The organism is Azospirillum brasilense, from assembly GCF_005222205.1.
In the GTDB taxonomy this organism is placed as follows: domain Bacteria; phylum Pseudomonadota; class Alphaproteobacteria; order Azospirillales; family Azospirillaceae; genus Azospirillum; species Azospirillum brasilense_G.
The window spans coordinates 350,065-368,506 of record NZ_CP032345.1; the positions used below are offsets into that span (position 1 = coordinate 350,065).

The window sequence follows — 18,442 nt, forward strand, 5'->3', positions numbered from 1 at the left end:
AGAGCAAGGGCGATCCCGATCCAAGTGGCAAAAATGCGACCCGGTCCGGCATCACCGGTTGAAAGGACGAATCAGAAGGCCTGACCCAGACTGAGATAGAGCTGCCACTTCGCATCGCCGGAATCGGCGTTCAGCGGGAAGGCGACGTCCGCGCGCAGCGGTCCGAAGTCGGTGTAGTAGCGGGCGCCGATGCCGGCACCGACCTTCAGCGGCTCCTTGAAGTCCGGGAAGGCGCTGTCGAAGACGGTGCCGGCGTCGACGAAGGGCACGATGCCGATGGTCTCCGTCACCTTGACGCGCAGTTCCAGCCCGGCCTCGAACAGCGACCGCCCGCCGGTCGGATCGCCGTAGATATCGCGTGGTCCGGCCTTCTGGAAGCCGTAGCCGCGCACCGACCCGCCGCCGCCCGCATAGAAGCGGTGATCCGGCGGAACCTGGTCCAGCGACGCTCCCACCGTGCTGCCGACGCCGATGCGCGCCGCCGCGACGTAGCGCCCGTCGTCGGACAGATCGCGGTAGGCCGACGCGTTGATCTGGAAGCTGGTGAACATCGAATCGCTGTCCCCGGTGAAGGGGAACCAGGGGGTGGCGAGCAGCGAGGCGCGGTAGCCCTTGGACGGGTTCAGCAGATTGTCCGAGCCGTCCCAGGCGATGCCCAGCGGCACGCCGATGAAGCCGGTCTGATACTCCCGCAGATTGGAACGCACCCGCCCGCGCTCCCCCGACACGCCGTAGGAGACCTTGAGCTGGTCGGTCACCTGCCGCTCCAGCGAGGCGGAGCCGATGGTGGCGACCCGGTCGTAAGCCGGCGGCTGCTCCGACGCGACCTGGAAATCCAGGATCAGGGACTGCCGCGGCGCCAGGAAGTCGGGCTTGCGGAAGTTGGCGGACAGCCGGATGTCCGGCAGGTCCAGGCTGCCGCGCGGCCCCTGAGCGGCGCCGTTGTCGCCGCCGATTCGCCCGACTTCGACGCCCAGCCGCAGCCGCTCCGCCCCGCCGAACAGGTTGCGGTGGCCCCAGTAGGCCGAACCGCCCACCCCGTCCTCCGACGAATAGAAGGCGCTGGCCCCGATGAAGCGGTGCAGCTTCTCGGCCAGAGTCACGTCCACCGGCGTGACGCCGCCCGGTCCCGGCTCCTCGGCCAGCCGCACCCGCACCGTGTCGAACACGTCGAGCTGGGCGATCTGCTGGCGCGCCCGGTCGACCTTGGCCGGGCTGTAGATGTCGCCCTGCTTCCAGGGCAGGCGCCCGCGGATCAGCCCCTCGTCGACGCTGGCCAGCCCGTCGATCTTGGTGTCGCCGAACATCACCAGCGGGCCGGGGTCGACCGAAAAGGTGACGTCCATGCTGTGGTCGTCGTGGTCGACCACCACCCGCCGCTCGGCGACGGTGGCGAAGGGGTGGCCGCGGTCGGTCATCCGGCGCAGCAGCGCGGACTGGGCGTCCACCACCTGCGGCGCCCGCGCCCGCTCCCCCACCGGCAGTCCGATGTCGCCGGGCGTCACGTCGCCGCCCGGCAGCGGCGCGCCGTCGGTGGAGGCGATGGTGATGGTCTTGAAGCGGTAGGGGGTGCCCGGCGTCACCGCGACGGTCACCTTGGCCGGAGTCCGGGCCGCGTCCACCCGGATGTCGAGCACGGCGTCGTAGAATCCGGCGGAGCGCAGCGCGGTCTGCAGGCGGTCCCGGTCGTTGTCGGCCCGCCGCTCCAGCCCCAACACCGACGGCGGCGGATCGTCCTTCAGGCTGACCAGCGAGGAGCTGTCGCGCAGCAGGGTGCGCAGGTCGTCGTCGTCCAGCCCGGTGAACTCCACCTCGTAGGGGATCTGCGGGCCGGGGGCGTCGGGGGTGGGGTCATCCTGCCCGGAATTGTCCTGCTCCGCGGGAGGCGGCGCGGCGTCCGGCGCGGGGTCCTGCGCGCGCGACGGGTCGCCCGGCACGGCGACGAGCGCGCTGGACAGGAGGATGATGGCGAGGCGGGAAGCGGAAACGCGGCGGGTCATCAACCGACCATGTGGGATTCCTTGTTCCAGACGCCAATGATTCGGTCGCCGTGACGCAAGGAAATTCCGCATAGGCGCTTTGGGCGAGTTTCCCCCACCACGCCGCTTGCGTTATGAACCCGGATCATTATATTGCGTCGCAACAGTTTCCCCGGCAGAGCCCCCCGATCGATCTCGGAGGGTTTTTTTGTTGTGCGCGGTCAACGAGCCGCGGTGTCGGGGCGGCATTGCGCAACGGAAGCCCCAGAGCGGATTTAAGAGTCCCCGACACATGAATCTTCGTAACGTCGCCATCATCGCGCACGTCGACCACGGCAAGACGACCCTGGTCGATCAGCTCCTCAAGCAGGCCGGTTCGTTCCGCGAGAACCAGCAGGTCGCCGAACGCGCCATGGACTCCAACGACCTGGAGCGCGAGCGCGGCATCACCATCCTGGCCAAGTGCACGTCGGTCCTGTGGAACGACCTGCGCATCAACATCGTGGACACCCCCGGCCACGCCGATTTCGGCGGCGAGGTCGAGCGCATCCTCTCCATGGTGGACGGCGTGGTCCTGCTCTGCGACGCCGCCGAAGGGCCGCTGCCGCAGACCAAGTTCGTGCTGGGCAAGGCGCTGAAGCTGGGCCTGCGCCCGATCGTCGTCATTAATAAGGTGGACCGTCCCGACGGCCGTCCGCACGAGGTGCATGACGAGGTGTTCGACCTCTTCGCCTCGCTCGACGCCTCGAACGAGCAGCTCGACTTCCCCACCCTGTTCGCCTCGGGCCGCAATGGCTGGGCGACCACGGACCTGGAGAACGGCGCCCGCGAGACGCTGACCCCGCTGTTCGAGCTGATCCGCGACCACGTCCCGCCGCCCAAGGTGGAAGAGGACCTGCCCTTCGCCATGCTGGCGACCACGCTGGAGGCGAACCCCTATCTGGGCCGCATCCTGACCGGCCGCATCCAGACCGGCAGCGTCAAGGTCAACATGGCCATCAAGTCGCTGAGCCGCGACGGCAAGCTGATCGAGAACGCCCGCATCAGCAAGGTGCTGGCCTTCCGCGGCCTTGAGCGCGTTCCGGTGGACGAGGCGCACGCCGGCGACATCGTCGCCCTGGCCGGCCTGACCACCACCACCGTGGCCGACACCATCTGCGCGCCGGATGTGGCCGAGCCGCTGGCCGCCCAGCCGATCGACCCGCCCACCCTGGCGATGACCTTCTCGGTCAACGACAGCCCGCTGGCCGGCCGCGAGGGCGACAAGGTCACCAGCCGCATGATCCGCGACCGCCTGATGCGCGAGGCCGAAGGCAACGTCGCCCTGCGCGTCAGCGACACCGAGGGCGGCGACGCCTTCGAGGTGGCCGGCCGCGGCGAACTGCAGCTCGGCATCCTCATCGAGACGATGCGCCGTGAGGGCTACGAGCTCGCCATCAGCCGTCCGCGCGTGCTGTTCAAGACCGACCCGCTGAACGGCCAGCGCCTGGAGCCGATCGAGGAAGTCGTCGTCGACGTGGACGAGGAGTTCTCCGGCACCGTCGTGCAGAAGATGGCGGAGCGCAAGGCCGACCTCATCGAGATGCGCCCGTCGGGCGGCAACAAGACCCGCATCGTCTTCCACGCCCCGTCGCGCGGCCTGATCGGTTACCAGGGTGAGTTCCTGACCGACACCCGCGGCACCGGCATCATGAACCGGCTGTTCCACGGCTACGCGCCCTACAAGGGCACGATCGCCGGCCGGCGCACCGGCGTGCTGATCTCCAACGCCGACGGCACCGCGGTCGCCTACGCGCTGTGGAACCTGGAGGATCGCGGCCCGATGCTGATCGATCCGGGCGTTCCGGTCTATCAGGGCATGATCATCGGTGAGCACACCCGCGGCAACGACCTCGAGGTCAACGTCATCAAGGGCAAGCAGCTCACCAACATCCGCACCACCAGCAAGGACGAGGCGGTCCGCCTGACCCCGCCGATCCAGATGACGCTGGAGCGCGCCCTGTCCTACATCGGTGACGACGAGCTGGTGGAGGTGACGCCGAAGTCCATCCGCCTGCGCAAGCGCTACCTCGACCCGAACGAGCGCAAGCGCCACGCCCGTGCGGCGGAAGCCAGCTGAGGCTGACAAGCAAGGCAGCGTTGAGATCGCGAGAGGGCTTCGGCCCTCCCGCTTTTTTTATGGCCGGTTTTCCTTGCAGCGGCGGTGGCTGCGGTTACCCTCCCGAACATGCATGAGGAGGGACCGATGTCAGGGCGCGAACACCAGTACGGCACGACGGTCACCTGGACCGGGAACCAGGGAAGCGGCACCTCGGGCTACAAGGCCTACAGCCGCGATCTCGAGATCGCCGCCCCCGGCAAGCCGCCGATCCCCGGATCGTCCGACCCGGCCTTCCGCGGCGATCCCGCCCGCTACAACCCCGAGGACATGCTCGTGGCCTCGCTCTCGGCTTGCCACATGCTGTGGTACCTGCATCTGTGCGCGGTCAACGGCGTCACCGTGACCGCCTACACGGACGGCGCAACCGGCACGATGGCCGAGGAAGCCCACGGTGGCGGGCGCTTCACCGACGTCGTCCTGCGCCCCCAGGTCACGCTCGCACCCGGCAGCGATTCCGCCAAGGCCCTGTCCCTGCACCACGAGGCCCACGAGAAATGTTTCATTGCCAATTCGGTGAATTTCCCGGTGCGGGTCGAGGCTCGGATCGCCGCCGAATGACGGAGAAAAGTTGAATGACAAAGAAAAACCCCCTTCCGGATGGAAGGGGGCGATTCCTAGTCCCTCAAGCTCTTCTTCTTGATGTCAGGCTTCTCGCCCAATTCGTCGAACTTTTCCTGGACCGGCTTGTCCGGGTTGCCCGAGGCCTGCCCGGTTTCCTCGATGAGCTTGTCCTCGATCCGCTGGGCGGCGTCGGACGGGGCATCGTCCTTGCGATGCCCCCGCTCCTCCGTGCCCATCACTTGTCGCCTTTGAGGATGTCCTTCACCTTGCCGACGACCTTGTCCAGCTTGCCCTCGGCCTTGTCGGCGCGGCCCTCGTCCTTCAGATCCCGGTTGCCGGTCAGGTCGCCGGCCTGCTTCTTGACTTCGCCCTTCAGCTCCTTGCCGGCACCGGTGATGCGATCGGTGTTCATGGTGCCCTCTCCTTTGATCGGTGAATGTTTCAGGGAGCATGAACAAGGCAGCATGCAAAACGTCACGCCTTGGCTTGGCCGCAAATGGAGAGGGGGTCGTCGCGTCCGGCTTCGCCGCGCCTCACTTTTGGCCCAACTCCTCGCCGATCTTTCGGATAAGGCTGTCCCGCTCCTCCGGGCTGTAGCGCTCCGCGAAGCCCGACCCCCACACCGGCCCCGGCCACGCCGGGTCCTTCTTGGAGCGGGCGATGACGTGGATATGAAGCTGCGGGACCAGATTGCCCAAGGCCCCGACGTTGATCTTGTCCGGAGCGAACAGAGTCTCCAGCGTGCGCGAGGCCAGGGCGATCTCGTCCATCAGACGGTGCTGGTCCTCTCGGGACAGCTGGTGGATCTCCGTCAGGCCATGCCGGGCAGGAACCAGGATCAGCCACGGCCACACCCGGTTGTCCATCAGCAGGACGCGGCACAGCGGCCATTCGGCGATCAGGGCGGTATCGGCCTGCAAACGGTCGTGCAGATGGAACATCGTCGTGGGGTCCCGTGTCTTCCCTTCGGCCCGTAAGGTTTTCCTTGCGGTGTTCAGGGAAGAAAACGCCCATCCGGTGCGTTCGTCCAGTGGGGATTGCCGCCGCTGCAGGCCCGGGCACCGGCGCGTTGGAGTGGGACTGGTTGCGGGACTAGGAAAAATGTATAAACTGCCGCACGATCTTTATTCGGTCCGATGATGTTCCGGTCGGTGGCGTTCGGTCTTCCGGCTTATGCGGATCGCGCGGCGGATTGAGACGTGTCCTGCAACCAGGGTGGTGGGTCCGGGTGTTCGGTCCGAAGGCGGTGTCGGGGCGGCGAGTCCCCCTGTGTGCCGATCCGGTTGAACCCCTTCGCTGAATTGAAAGATGCCCGGCCGGGGCGGACAAAGCCAGGACGGCCGGCAGATGTTTGGGACAAAGAAAGACGGTCATGCGCAAGTCGGCGATCGCGGCTCTTCTTCTCGTGATCCTGGGCAACATCGGAGTCTGGGCGCTGTGGAACCGCCCGGTCGCCGAACGGTCCTGGGGCGGCGCCATCAGCGGCGTCGGCTATACGCCCTTCCACCCGGACAAGAGCCCGTCGAAGGGCGACAAAGCCTCGGCGGAGGACATCGAGAAGGACATGAAGGCCCTGGAGGGGTCGGTCAAGGGCGTGCGCATCTACTCCACCACCGACGGGTCGGAGCAGACGGCACCCATCGCCCGCAAGTACGGGATTCCGATCACCGCGGGCGCCTGGATCGCCGGCAAGCCGGAAATCGACGAGCCGGAGATCAACGGCCTGATCAAGCTGGCGCGCGACAACAACAACGTCCGCCGCGTCCTGGTCGGCAACGAGGCGATCCTGCGCGCCGACGTCACCGTCCCGCAGGCCATCGAATACATCAAGCGCGTGAAGAAGAAGGTCAACGTCCCGGTCTCCACCGCGGAGCCGTGGCACGTCTGGCTGGAGCATCCGGAACTGGCCGACGCGGTGGACTTCCTGGCCGTCCACCTGCTGCCCTACTGGGAAGGCGTGCCCGCCGACCAGTCGGTCGACTACGCCATGTTCCGCTACAACGAGTTGAAGACCAAGTTCCCGAACAAGCACATCCTGATCTCGGAGATCGGCTGGCCGGCGGACGGCCCGTGGCGCCGCGGCGCCGAGGCGAGCCAGGTCAACCAAGCCAAGTTCATCCGCACCTTCCTGAACGTCGCGGCACAGAACAAGCTCGACTACTTCATCATGGAGGCCTTCGACCAGCCCTGGAAGCGGGAGATCGAAGGCACCGCCGGCACCAGCTGGGGCCTGTGGGACGCGTGGCGCAAGCCGAAGTTCCCGATGATCGGCGAGGTGACGGAGCTGCGGAACTGGCCGCTGCTCTGCGGCATCTCCATCGCGGTGGGCTTCCTGCCGCTCGTCTTCTTCCTGTGGCGCCGCGGCGGCGACCTGAAGTTCGGCGGGCAGGTCTTCTACGGCGCGATGATCCAGGGCGTGTCGTCGGTGCTGGTCTTCACCTTCACCGCGGCCAGCGTCGCCGGCCTCGCCACCACCACGGAAATCGCCTGGGGCATCCTGGTCTTCTGCCAGCTCGTCCTGCTCGCCGTCATGCTGATCGACGGGCTTGAGCTGACCGAGGTCGTCTGGCAGGACCGCTTCAAGCGCAAATTCCAGCCCTGCTCGGCCGCCCCCCTGCCCAACGCGCCGAAGGTGTCCATCCATGTGCCCTGCTACAACGAGCCGCCGCACATGGTCATGGAGACGCTGGACGCGCTGGCCCGGCTGGACTACCCGAACTACGAGGTCCTGCTGCTCGACAACAACACCAAGGACCCGGCGGTATGGCGCCCGGTCGAGGAGTACTGTCGCAAGCTCGGGCCGAAGTTCCGCTTCTTCCACCTGGACAACTGGCCGGGCTTCAAGGCCGGCGCGCTGAACTTCGGCCTCGCCCAGACGGCGCCGGACGCCCAGCACATCGCCGTCATCGACAGCGACTATCAGGTCCATCCCGACTGGCTGAAGGCGACCATCCCCCATTTCGACCGGCCGGAGGTCGGCTTCGTCCAGTCGCCGCAGGACTACCGGGACTGGAGCCACGACCTGTTCCAGCGGATGATCAACTGGGAGTACGCCGGCTTCTTCCACATCGGCATGATCCAGCGCAATGAGCGCAACGCGATCATCCAGCACGGCACGATGACCATCATCCGCAAGTCGGCGCTGGAAGAGGTCGGCCGCTGGGGCGAGTGGTGCATCACCGAGGACGCCGACCTCGGCCTGCGCCTGTTCGAGCACAAGTACGAGGCCGTCTACATGCCGGAGAGCTACGGCAAGGGACTCGTCCCCGACAGCTTCTCCGCCTACAAGACGCAGCGCTTCCGCTGGGCCTACGGCGCCGTGCAGATCCTCAAGCACCACTGGCGCGACCTGCTGCCGGGCGGTCCGCGCCTGACCGCCGGGCAGAAGTACCACTTCATCACCGGCTGGCTGCCCTGGTTCGCCGACGCCGCCCACATGATCTTCGGCATCGCCGGCATCATCTGGTCGCTCGGCCTGCTCGCCTTCCCGAAATATTTCGAGTTCCCGCCCAGCGTCTTCATGATCCCGACGCTCAGCGTCTTCGCCTTCAAGGTCGGCGCCTCGCTCTGGCTGTACGAGGCGCGGGTGAAGTGCGGCTTCTGGGACAAGGTAGGCGCGGCCATCGCCGGCATGGCGCTGACCCACACGGTGGGCCGCGCCATGTGGCTGGGCATGTTCACCTCCGGCCGCCCCTTCGTGCGCACGCCGAAATGCGAGAACCAGCCGGCGCTGATGCAGGCCTTCCTGATGGCGCGGGAGGAGATCGCGCTGCTGCTGGGCCTGTGGGGCGCCGCCCTGGCCATCGTGCTGGTGTTCGGTCACGAGAACCGCGACGCCTTCATGTGGTCGGGCCTGCTGGTCGTGCAGTCCCTGCCCTACCTGTCGGCCTTCATCACCGCGCTGATCAACGCCTTCCCGAACATCGGGCTGGGCAAGCAGCGCCCGCAGCCCACGGAAACCGCCGGGGCCGGGGCGGACTGACCGCTCCCGTTCCTCGGATCGCACAGGATGAGAGCCCCGTCGCCGTGACGGGGCTCTTGTTTTTCAACCCGCCGAGGCCGAGCGGCTGCTCAGTCCTGGGAACCGCCGTCGGCCAACTGCCCAACTCCGGCATGTGCCGACGCGGGATGGGCGGCGTTCACCTGGATCATCAGGCGCTCGACGATCTGCAATGCCAAACGATGCAGATTGGGGTCCTCGACATTGGGGTCGCGATTCTGATGGGCGGCGGCGGCGTCCTCAAGCGCGGCATGCGCTTCCTCGAGCCGTAGAACCCCGCGCTCCACCAGTGCGAGCATAAGGGATTCACAAATCGAGAGGGCAGCCAGTCCCGCCGCATCCCGCTCCGCCGCCATGCCGCCCCCCGCGCTCATCTGTTACCACCGACGGCCGTTCAAAACCCCATACGGCCAATGCCACCAACAGTTTTGTATATGATCCCTCACCTGTCCGGTCGAGAAAATCTAACCCCCATTAACCTATGTTATAGATGGTTTTATCGTTTGGCTTAATCGTTCGAGGCCGCCCGGAATTGGGCTGGCAGTGGCACTCGCTTCGGGGCCATAACAATTGGACGATCAAAGGCTGGAACAGAAATGACCCGCGCCCAGGCCAACATACCGTCATCTCCACTGGGGCGCAAGATAACGAGTTACATGAGCTTGACAGATGAGGAGAAGAACTTCCTCAACGAATTGGAGCGCAATGTTACCCGGCACGGCTCGCGATCCGATCTTCTGCAGCAGGGCGAACGCTACGGTTGCGTGCGCGTGATGCGCAAAGGCTGGGCGATCCGTCACAAGGCGCTTCCCGATGGGCGCCGGCAGGTCGTGAATTTTGTCCTGCCAGGAGACATCATCGGCTTTTACTGCAACCTGTTCGAGACGGCGGACCATGGTGTCACCACCCTGACCCCGGCGGAGGTCGCCAACTTCCAGCCGGAACGCATCATCGAACTGTTCAAGCTCTTCCCCCGTCTGGCCGCCGCCCTTGCCTGGTCGGGCGCCAAGGAGGAAGCGATCATCGCCGAACGCCTGCTCAGCGTCGGGCGCCGCACAGCGCTGGAGCGCACCGCCCATCTGATCGTGGAACTGCTGCGGCGGCTGAGCATCGTCGGGCTGGTCGAGGAGGGGCGCTTCACCCTGCCGGTCACCCAGGAGATTCTGGCCGACGCGCTGGGGCTCAGCATCGTCCACATCAACCGGACACTCCGCCGGCTGCGCGACATCGGGCTGATCGACTTGGCCGGCCAGCAGATCACCGTGCACGACGTGAAGCAGCTCGCCTCCGTCGGCCAGTTCGACGAGCTGTACCTGCACCTGATCCAGGCGCCCAAACAGCTGGAGCACGCGCTGGACGCCAAGTCCGACCGCAAGCGCGCGGGGGACTGACCGGGTCGTCGCGCCCCAACGATATCCTCTTCCGATTAACCTATGACAATGCAGTGGTGCGCTGTTCGATATAGAATCTAAATTACCTGCTCAGATAACTGAGTGGACCGATCAGCGAGCGGACAGCGGCCACCCCAAGACGGCTTTTCCGAACAGGCCGAACGAAGGGTGTCGGGCAGCCGGCATCGCCGTCCTGTTGTTCATTGGTCCTCCGCTGTTCATTTGGATACCGCATGACCGACGCCCCCCTCGCCGGCCGTTCCACAAGCTCCGGCACACTGACGGTCGCCCTCATGGAGGACGACATGGTGCTGTGCCTGTGCATGGAAACCCTGTTCGAGGATTGGGGCATGCTGCTGGTCAGCGCTCCGACCCCCGCCGCTCTCCTTGACGCGCTGAACGGCGGGGCACTCCCCGACATCCTGGTCGCCGACTATCATCTCGGGCGGCACGGCAAGGCTCCGGAATCGGTGCGGACGGTGCTCACGGACCTTGGCCCCGACCTTCCCGTCATCATCACCACCGGTGACGAATCCGCGGCCACCAAGGCGGAGATCCGCGATGCCGGCTGGCATTTCCTCCCCAAGCCCTACGATCCCGAATCGCTGCGCGCCCTGATCCTCACCGTCCTGGGCCGGACCAACTGAGTCGCCGCTTCCCCACGACGCCCCATCAGACGCCGGCCCGGACATCCTCCACCAGGGCCTCCAGCCGGTGCAGGTCACGGACGACCAGGGCGTCGGCCCGCCGTTCCACCAGCCCATCGCGGGCGAGGTCGTTCAGCACCCGGGCGACCGTCTCGCGGGCGGTGCTGACCCGGCTGGCGATGTCGGCATGGACGGGGATCGGCGAGATCACCGCCCTCAGCCCGTCCACCTGCCCCCGCTTGGCGAGCCGCAGCAACTCGGCGTGGACACGGTTGTTGGCGCCCAGCGTGGACAGTTCCATCACCCGGTCGGTGGCGATGCGGACGACCCGGCACAGCCGCCTCATCACCGCCATGGCCAGGTCCGGATGGCCGGACACCAGATCCTGGAAAGGCCGGGGCGCCAGAAAGGCGATCATGGTCCCGTCCTCCAGCGCCACCGCGGAGGCCGAGCGGGGAAGCCCGTCGATGGCGGCCATCTCCCCGAGGAAACCGCCGGCCTCGATGTCGTCGAAGCTGATCTCCCTCCCCGCCGGGGAATGGCTCAGCACCCGCACCCGTCCCTCGACCACCAGCACGACGTCCCGCGAATCCCCCTGATGGTCGATGATCTGCTCACCCGCGTGGAAGCGGCGCCAGCGGCACTGGCGCGCCACGGCGGCGCGCTCCTCCGCGGACAGCGGGCTCAGCAGCGTGATTCCATCCAGCCGGGACGGTCCAGCGTCGGCGGGCACGATGTCTCCTTCGTTGGTCGCGGCGGCCTCAGACGACAGGCGGCAGCATAGCCGGGCCTGCGCAAAGGTGGAACCTACTCCCTCCAACGGGTGCCGCTAACGTCCCGTTAACCCTGAAAGCGGCAGAACGGACGAGACGCGCCCACCGGAATTGAGAGAGCCATGTCGTTCCAACTGCCCTCCGGCCCCGTTCCCCGCAGCCTGATCCCCTACGCCGGCCGCGTGGATTCGCAGCGCCTGCTGTCGGTCGTCGCCATCCCCTTCGCCGCCGCCATCGCCATGGCGACCGCCGTGGCGGCGATGGGCGGCGTGACCGACCCCATCGCCGAGGCCGGTGGGCCGATGTATTTCGTCCTGAACTTCGTGAAGTTCTGCTATCTGGCGGTGTCGATGGCCCATCTCTCCGGCGCCCTGGCGGAGCGCGCCAACGGCGGCCTGCCCGCCGGCCTGTGGCTGGACGAGATGGACCGCGAGGAGCCGGAGTCCCGCGAATCTTTCTGGCACGCCTTCCCCAACCACCTCGACGGGGCGGCCATCGCCGGCTGCGTCACGATGCTGTGCTTCCTGCTGACCTGAGCGCGCGCCGTCCGGACAGCGCGCCGTCCTCGACACGGATGCGGTGCAGGGTCAGCGGCACGTTCAGCAGCGTGGCCAGCACCGCGATCCACCACGCCCCGAAGACCAGGGGCAGCACGGCCAGTTCCCCCGCCACGACCAGATAGTTGGGATGGCGGACCCAGCGGAACGGCCCGCGCCGCACCAGCGGCGCTCCGGGCAAGGTGACGATGCGGGTGGTCCAGAATCGCCCCAGCGTGGCGATCACCCAGGCCCGCCCGGCCTGCAGCAGCACGAACAGCGCGAGCAGCCAGCCGTTGATCGGCGCGTCCGCCGGCACGACGGCGAACAGCAGCGCCAGCCAGCCCGCGTGCAGCCCGACGAACAACGGGTAATGAGCGGCCCCGACCTCCTGCGCGCCCTCGGCCAGCAGGCGGCGCGTGTTGCGTTGGGCGACGACGAGTTCGCCCAGACGCTGGGCCGCGACCAGCAGCAGAATGACGTGGGGCCAGCCCAACGGCAGCGTCTCCATTCCAAGCGCTCCTAAAGGTCGACCTGGGCCAGCGCGGCGGTGAAGCCGGGGCCGAGCGCGCTCATCAGATGAGGGCCGCGGGCGCCCGAGGCGAGGCGCCGCTCCAGGACGAACAGCACGCTGGCCGCCGACATGTTGCCGCAGCGGCGCAGCACCGCCCAGGCGTCGTCCAGCCCGGCGGACACCGGTGCGCAGACCTCCTCCAGCGCGTGCAGCACCTTGGCGCCGCCGGGGTGGACGATCAGCCCGGCAAGGTCGCCGCGGGCCAGCCGCCGCCGCTCCAGGAACCCGTCGAGCACCGGTTCCAGCCGATTGCGGATCAGGGTCGGGATGCTCTGGCTGAAGATCACGCCGAGCCCGTCATCCTCGACACGCCAGCCCATCACGTCCTGCGTTCCCGGCCAGGTGTGCTCCGCCCCGTCGACGAGGCGCGGTCCTTCCCCGTCATCATCGGCGCGCAGCAGCACCGCGGCGGCGCCGTCGGCGAACAGGGCGCTGGCGACGACGTTGGTCGGCGTCGCCTCGGCCGAGCGGAAGGCCAGCGTGCAAAGCTCCACCACCAGGAACAGCACCGTCCGCCCCGCCATCGCCTGGGCGATCTGCCCGGCGCGGGTCAGCCCCAGCACCCCGCCGGCGCAGCCCAGCCCGAACAACGGCAGCCGCACCGTGTCGGGACGGAAGCCCATGCGCTCCAGCAGCAGCGCCTCCAGGCTGGGCGTGGCGATGCCGGTGGTCGAGGCGCAGACGATGGCGTCCACATCCTGCGGCCTCAGGCCGGCATGGGTCAGCGCCTGCCCCGCCGCCTCTTCCAGCAAGGCCAGTGCGCCGTCGCGGAAGGCGGCGGTGCGCTCCGACCAACCGCGCGACTCCATGTACCAGCCGACCGGCATGACGGCGTGGCGTGTCTCGATGCCGGTGTTGGCGAAGACCGGCACCAGCCGTTCGAAGTCGCGCATCCGCGGTCCGAAGACCGCCCGCGCGACGCCGAGCGCCTCCTCCTGGCTGAGGCAGTGGGGCGGCAGGGCCGTGGCGAGGGAGAGGATGCGGGGGGGATGGATCATCCTCAGCGATGTGATGCGCGCGGGGGTGGCGGACCAGCCCCCCGGAGGGAGTTCCTTCGCTTTCTCCCCCACGACTCTTTCCCGTCCTCCGCTACGTCGATGTGGATTGAGCAGGAGCCATGTCCTGTATCACTATATCGAGCGTCGGATTTTCGGGGGTGGGGCGGTGGATCGGAACGAGCAGGACAGCCAGAGCGCGGCGGACGAGAGCACGTCCCACCGGCCCGCCGGCATCGGCCTGATGGGGCGGCTGCGCGCCTATTTCCTGGCGGGCGTTCTGGTGACGGCGCCGATCGCGGTCACGGTCTATCTTGGCTGGTGGCTGCTGGCCTTCATCGACGGCCATGTGCGCCCGCTGATCCCCTCCGCCTACAACCCGGAAAACTACCTGCCCTTCTCGATCCCCGGCATCGGGGTGCTGACGCTGATCATCGTGCTGACCCTGATCGGCGCCTTCGCCGCCGGCTATGTCGGGCGGCTGGTGGTGCGCATCGGTGAAGGCGTGGTGGAGCGCATGCCGGTCGTCCGCTCCGTCTACGGGGCGGTGAAGCAGATCGTCGAGACGGTGCTCGCCAAGAAGTCCAAGGCCTTCCGCGAGGTGGTCCTGGTGGAGTTCCCGCGCCACGGCATCTGGTCGCTGGGCTTCATCACCGGCGCCGCCCATCCGGAGATCCAGAAGATCTCCGAGGAGGAGATGGTGCACGTCTTCATCCCCTGCGCCCCGCCGACCGCCGGCTATCTGGCGATCCTGCCGCGGCGCGAGGTGACCGTTCTGGACATGACGGTGGAGGATGGGCTGAAGCTGGTGATGTCCGGCGGTATCGTCACCCCGCCCGATCGCAAGCTCCGCGAGGTGAAGGCCGCGCTTCTGGACGAGCGGAAGCGGGCGTAAGAGCGTTCTGACGGACGTTCCTCACCCGGACCGCAACGTCTTCGCCGCGGCATCCCGCTCGAACAGATACAGCAAAGTGCGCAGCGCCTGACCGCGCTCGCCGGCGAGGTCCGGGTCGCGGTCCACGATCAGCTTCGCGTCGTCGCGGGCGGCCGCCAGCAGGTCGCCGTGCACCGCCAGATCGGCCATGCGGAACTCGGGCAGGCCCGACTGCCGGGTGCCCAGCACCTCGCCCGCGCCACGCAGCCGCAAGTCCTCCTCCGCGATGACGAAGCCGTCCTCGGTGTCCCGCATCGTCTTCAGGCGGGCGCGGGCCGTCTCCGTCAGTTGCGGATCGAACATCAGCAGGCAGGACGACGGCTTCTCGCCACGCCCCACCCGGCCGCGGAGCTGGTGAAGCTGGGCGAGGCCGAAGCGCTCGGCGTGCTCGATCACCATGACGGTGGCCTCGGGCACGTTCACACCGACCTCGATGACCGTGGTGGCGACCAGGACGTCCAGATTGCCGGCCTGGAAGGCGGCCATCACCGCGTCCTTGTCCGGCCCGCGCATCTTGCCGTGGACCAGCCCCACCCGGTCACCGAAGGTGGCGCGCAGGAAGGCGTGGCGCTCCGTCGCGGCGGCAAGGTCGGTCTGCTCCGATTCGTCGACCAGCGGGCAGACCCAATAGACCCGCGCGCCCTCCTGCACCTTGCGGTGGATGCCGTGCACCACCTCCTCCAGCCGGTCGAGCGCGATGGTCACGGTCTGGATCGGCTTGCGCCCCGCCGGCTTCTCGGTCAGGCGCGACACGTCCATGTCGCCGTAGGCGGTCAGGGTCAGCGTGCGCGGGATCGGCGTCGCCGTCATCACCAGCACGTCCACCGCCCGCCCCTTGGCCGAGAGCTGGAGCCGCTGATGGACGCCGAAGCGGTGCTGCTCGTCGATCACCGCCAGGGCGAGGTCCTTGAAGGCGACGTCCTCCTGGAACAGCGCGTGGGTACCGACCAGCAGCGGCAGCTCGCCCGAGGCCAGACGGTCCAGCACCGCCTGCCGCGCCTTGCCCTTGTCGCGCCCGGTCAGCAGGGCGAGGTCCACCCCCGCCGCCTTGCACAGCGGGGCGAGGCTTTCGGCGTGCTGGCGGGCCAGGATCTCGGTCGGCGCCATCAGGGCGGCCTGATGACCGGCCTCCACCGCGTTCAGCATCGCCATCAGCGCGACCACCGTCTTGCCGCTGCCGACGTCGCCCTGGAGCAGGCGCAGCATCCGCCGCTCCGCCGCCATGTCCTCGTAGATTTCCTCCAGCGAGCCGGCTTGGGACTTGGTCAGCGAGAAGGGCAGCGCCGCGGCCACCTTGGCGCGCAGCCGCCCGTCGCCCTGGATGACGCGGCCCGACAGGCGGCGCTGCTGGATGCGGACCAGCGTCAGGGCGAGTTGGTTCGACAGCAGCTCGTCATAGGCCAGCCTGCAGCGGATCGGGTTGGTCGGGGCGAGGTCGGCCTCGTCCTCCGGCGTGTGGGCGCGGCGGATCGACTCGTGCCACGTCGGCCAGCCGTTGCGGGAACGCCACGCCGCGTCCTGCCACTCCGGCAGTTCCGGCACGTCGGTCAGCATGGCGCGCACGGCCTTGCGCAGCGTCTTGGCCGGCAGCCCGGCGGTCATCGGATAGACCGGCTCCACCGCCTCGATCTCGTCCTTCGACTCCAGCGGGACCACGGCGTCGGGGTGGGTGATCTGCGGCGTGTCATGGAACCATTCGACCTTGCCGGACACCACCACCGTCTTGCCGACCGGCATCTGCCGTTCCAGCCAGTCGCCCTTCACATGGAAATAGATCAGCTCCAGCACGCCGGTTTCGTCGGTGCAGCGGACCTTGTAGGGATGGCGGGAGTTGTGCGGGGCGGCGTGCGAATCGATGCGCACCGTCATGGTGGCGATCCGCCCGTTCGGCGCCTCGGCGATCTTCGGGGCGTAGCGGCGGTCGATGACGCCGCACGGCAGGTGCCAGAGCAGGTCCACGACCTGCGGACCGGCCAGCTTTTCGACAAGCTTGCCCAGCCGGGGACCGAGGCCGGGGAGCGCCGTCACCGGGCGGAACAGGGGGAAGAGAACGACGGGACGCACGGGAATGGAGTCTCGGCAGCGGGGACACGGGGCCTGTGGCACCCATTCAAGCCCGCCGAGGGGGCTCCGCGTCAAGCGCGTCGGTTTCCGAAGATGGCCGGGAGGGGAAAAGAAGACGGCGGTGTGCAAGGGGTTGGGGGGAAGCCTGGGCGGGGGACGCCGATCCAAGGCAAAAACCCAATGCACACCGCCGCAAGAAACGATCCGAGGGTATGCGGGAACATTCCGGATCGTGTGTGGCCGGCGGCGGGAACCGCCGGTGGATGACTCGCCAGTAATCAAACGTCGTCAATGACTGTATTTCTAGCGCCCCCCGCCTGACCCCAGCGTTGCGGGATCATGAAATCCGTTTCATGAAGCCCCTGCTCACCGCGCCGCGGCCAGCAGGGCGTCGACATCCACATGCTCCTCCAGCCGGGCGGCGATGCGGTCGAGCGCCTCTTCGACCGTCGCGGCGTAGGATTGGCCAGATGCCGCACCCCCCAGCCCCGTCAGGAAGGCGGCGCGGAAGCCGTCCGCCCCGAACAGGCCGTGCAGGTAGCAGCCCATCACCCGCCCATCGGCGGACACCGCACCATCGGTCTGCCCGCCCGCCAGGGTCAGCATCGGGCGGGCGCGGTCCGGCCCCTCCGTGCGCCCCATGTGCATTTCGTAGCCGGCAACGGAGGCCCCCGTGGCGGTTTCCACCCCGCTCGCCTCCTCCAGCACCTTCGGCCCCTTCAGGACGGTGTCCACCTCCAGCAGCCCCAGCCCCTCGGCCTCGCCCGGCGGACCCTCGATGCCGTCCGGGTCGGCGATGCGGCGGCCGAGCATCTGGTAGCCGCCGCAGATGCCCAGCACCCGCCCGCCGCGGCGGCGATGGGCGGCGAGATCGACGTCCCAGCCCTGGGCGCGCAGCACCGCCAGATCGGCGATGGTCGCCTTGCTGCCCGGCAGGATGACCAGATCGGCATCGCCCGGCAGGGGCTGGCCGCGCGGCACCATGGACAGGGCCACGTCCGGCTCCTGGGCCAGCGGGTCGAAATCGTCGAAGTTGGCGATGCGCGACAGCATCGGCACGGCGACGCGCAGCCGCCCCCCGGAACGGGTCTTCCAGGTGTCCAGCGCCACCGCGTCCTCGGCCGGAAGCAGGGAGGCGTCGGCCAGCCAGGGCACGACGCCGAAGCTGGGCCAGCCCGTGCGCTCGGCGATGACCGACAGTCCGCCGTCGAACAGCCGCACGTCGCCGCGGAACTTGTTGATGAGGAAACCGGCGACCAGCGCCCGCTCCTCCGGCGGGATCAGGGCGTGGGTGCCGACGAGGCTGGCGATCACCCCGCCGCGGTCGATGTCGCCCACCAGCACCACCGGCACGCCCGCCGCGGTGGCGAAGCCCATGTTGGCGATGTCGCCGGCCCTGAGGTTGACCTCCGCCGGGCTGCCCGCCCCCTCGACCACCACCACGTCCGCCTCGGCCTTCAGCCGCTCGAAGCTGTCGAGCACGGTGGGGAGAAGCTGCCCCTTGCGCGACTGGTAATCGCCGGCCCGTGCCGTGCCCGCCACGACGCCGCGCACCACCACCTGGGAGCCGACGTCCGACTGCGGTTTCAGCAGAACCGGGTTCATGTGGACGGACGGTGCCACCCCGCAGGCCCGCGCCTGGAGCGCCTGGGCGCGCCCGATCTCGCCACCGTCGGCGGTGACCGCGGCGTTGTTGGACATGTTCTGCGGCTTGAAGGGCCGCACGGTCAGGCCGCGGCGTACCAGCGCCCGGCACAGCCCGGCCACCAGCAGCGACTTGCCGACGTCGGAGCCGGTGCCCTGCAACATGATCGCGCGCGGCATGGC

17 protein-coding genes are annotated in these 18,442 nt (G+C 68.2%); 7 read left to right on the plus strand and 10 right to left on the minus strand.

Annotated elements, in window-relative coordinates:
* Positions 1-71: 71 nt before the first annotated feature.
* Positions 72-2,000, minus strand: coding sequence for an autotransporter assembly complex protein TamA (locus tag D3869_RS01855; protein ID WP_247895685.1), 1,929 nt, complete (start codon positions 1,998-2,000; stop codon positions 72-74).
* 271 nt (positions 2,001-2,271) lie between these two features.
* Between D3869_RS01855 and typA the strand changes: the two genes are divergently transcribed.
* Positions 2,272-4,098, plus strand: a complete 1,827-nt coding sequence (gene typA, locus D3869_RS01860) for a translational GTPase TypA (RefSeq protein WP_137138720.1) — start codon at positions 2,272-2,274, stop codon at positions 4,096-4,098.
* 126 nt (positions 4,099-4,224) lie between these two features.
* Positions 4,225-4,698 (plus strand): OsmC family protein, encoded by a 474-nt coding sequence (locus D3869_RS01865; protein WP_137138721.1) that lies wholly within the window; start codon positions 4,225-4,227, stop codon positions 4,696-4,698.
* Positions 4,699-4,754: 56 nt separating this feature from the next.
* On the opposite strand, the gene D3869_RS01870 is transcribed toward D3869_RS01865, so the two are convergent.
* From D3869_RS01870 to D3869_RS01880, 3 genes are all read right to left on the minus strand, one after another.
* Positions 4,755-4,937 carry a hypothetical protein gene (locus D3869_RS01870; RefSeq protein WP_035674501.1) on the minus strand — a complete coding sequence of 61 codons (183 nt, stop codon included), beginning with the start codon at positions 4,935-4,937 and terminating at the stop codon, positions 4,755-4,757.
* A complete protein-coding gene (locus tag D3869_RS01875) occupies positions 4,937-5,113 on the minus strand; it encodes a CsbD family protein (RefSeq protein WP_014240705.1) in 177 nt (58 codons plus the stop codon). Before D3869_RS01875 ends, D3869_RS01870 begins: the two co-directional genes overlap by 1 nt.
* A 121-nt stretch (positions 5,114-5,234) precedes the next feature.
* Entirely contained in the window at positions 5,235-5,642 is a 408-nt protein-coding gene (locus D3869_RS01880; RefSeq protein WP_137138722.1) for an HIT family protein, read from the minus strand.
* A gap of 431 nt (positions 5,643-6,073) precedes the next feature.
* Here D3869_RS01880 and D3869_RS01885 point away from each other — a divergent pair, with 431 nt between their 5' ends.
* Positions 6,074-8,683, plus strand: coding sequence for a glycosyltransferase family 2 protein (locus D3869_RS01885; protein WP_109068250.1), 2,610 nt, complete (start codon positions 6,074-6,076; stop codon positions 8,681-8,683).
* Positions 8,684-8,772: 89 nt separating this feature from the next.
* On the opposite strand, the gene D3869_RS01890 is transcribed toward D3869_RS01885, so the two are convergent.
* A complete protein-coding gene (locus tag D3869_RS01890; protein WP_137138723.1) occupies positions 8,773-9,075 on the minus strand; it encodes a hypothetical protein in 303 nt (100 codons plus the stop codon).
* A 282-nt stretch (positions 9,076-9,357) separates the two neighbouring features.
* On the opposite strand from D3869_RS01890, the gene D3869_RS01895 reads away from it, so the two are divergent.
* Together D3869_RS01895 and D3869_RS01900 are read left to right on the plus strand one after the other, a co-directional pair.
* Positions 9,358-10,092, plus strand: a complete 735-nt coding sequence (locus D3869_RS01895; protein WP_247876923.1) for a Crp/Fnr family transcriptional regulator — start codon at positions 9,358-9,360, stop codon at positions 10,090-10,092.
* Positions 10,093-10,325: 233 nt separating this feature from the next.
* Positions 10,326-10,739, plus strand: a complete 414-nt coding sequence (locus tag D3869_RS01900) for a response regulator (RefSeq protein WP_137138724.1) — start codon at positions 10,326-10,328, stop codon at positions 10,737-10,739.
* A 25-nt stretch (positions 10,740-10,764) separates the two neighbouring features.
* Here D3869_RS01900 and D3869_RS01905 read toward each other — a convergent pair whose 3' ends face one another.
* Positions 10,765-11,472 (minus strand): Crp/Fnr family transcriptional regulator, encoded by a 708-nt coding sequence (locus D3869_RS01905; protein ID WP_137138725.1) that lies wholly within the window; start codon positions 11,470-11,472, stop codon positions 10,765-10,767.
* Positions 11,473-11,634: 162 nt separating this feature from the next.
* Between D3869_RS01905 and D3869_RS01910 the strand changes: the two genes are divergently transcribed.
* Complete coding sequence (locus tag D3869_RS01910; protein ID WP_014240695.1) at positions 11,635-12,048, plus strand: hypothetical protein; 414 nt, start codon at positions 11,635-11,637, stop codon at positions 12,046-12,048.
* Here the strand turns inward: D3869_RS01910 and D3869_RS01915 are convergent.
* Together D3869_RS01915 and D3869_RS01920 are read right to left on the minus strand one after the other, a co-directional pair.
* A complete protein-coding gene (locus tag D3869_RS01915) occupies positions 12,020-12,559 on the minus strand; it encodes an isoprenylcysteine carboxyl methyltransferase family protein (protein WP_137138726.1) in 540 nt (179 codons plus the stop codon). The genes D3869_RS01910 and D3869_RS01915 overlap by 29 nt on opposite strands.
* An 11-nt stretch (positions 12,560-12,570) precedes the next feature.
* Positions 12,571-13,620 carry a type III polyketide synthase gene (locus tag D3869_RS01920; RefSeq protein ID WP_137138727.1) on the minus strand — a complete coding sequence of 350 codons (1,050 nt, stop codon included), beginning with the start codon at positions 13,618-13,620 and terminating at the stop codon, positions 12,571-12,573.
* Between the two features lie 166 nt (positions 13,621-13,786).
* Between D3869_RS01920 and D3869_RS01925 the strand changes: the two genes are divergently transcribed.
* Complete coding sequence (locus D3869_RS01925; protein ID WP_137138728.1) at positions 13,787-14,512, plus strand: DUF502 domain-containing protein; 726 nt, start codon at positions 13,787-13,789, stop codon at positions 14,510-14,512.
* Between the two features lie 21 nt (positions 14,513-14,533).
* Here the strand turns inward: D3869_RS01925 and recG are convergent, their stop codons facing one another.
* Both recG and D3869_RS01935 read right to left on the minus strand, forming a co-directional pair.
* Positions 14,534-16,615, minus strand: coding sequence for an ATP-dependent DNA helicase RecG (recG, locus tag D3869_RS01930; protein ID WP_137138729.1), 2,082 nt, complete (start codon positions 16,613-16,615; stop codon positions 14,534-14,536).
* 366 nt (positions 16,616-16,981) lie between these two features.
* Positions 16,982-18,439 (minus strand): cobyric acid synthase, encoded by a 1,458-nt coding sequence (locus tag D3869_RS01935; protein ID WP_137138730.1) that lies wholly within the window; start codon positions 18,437-18,439, stop codon positions 16,982-16,984.
* Positions 18,440-18,442: the final 3 nt, after the last annotated feature.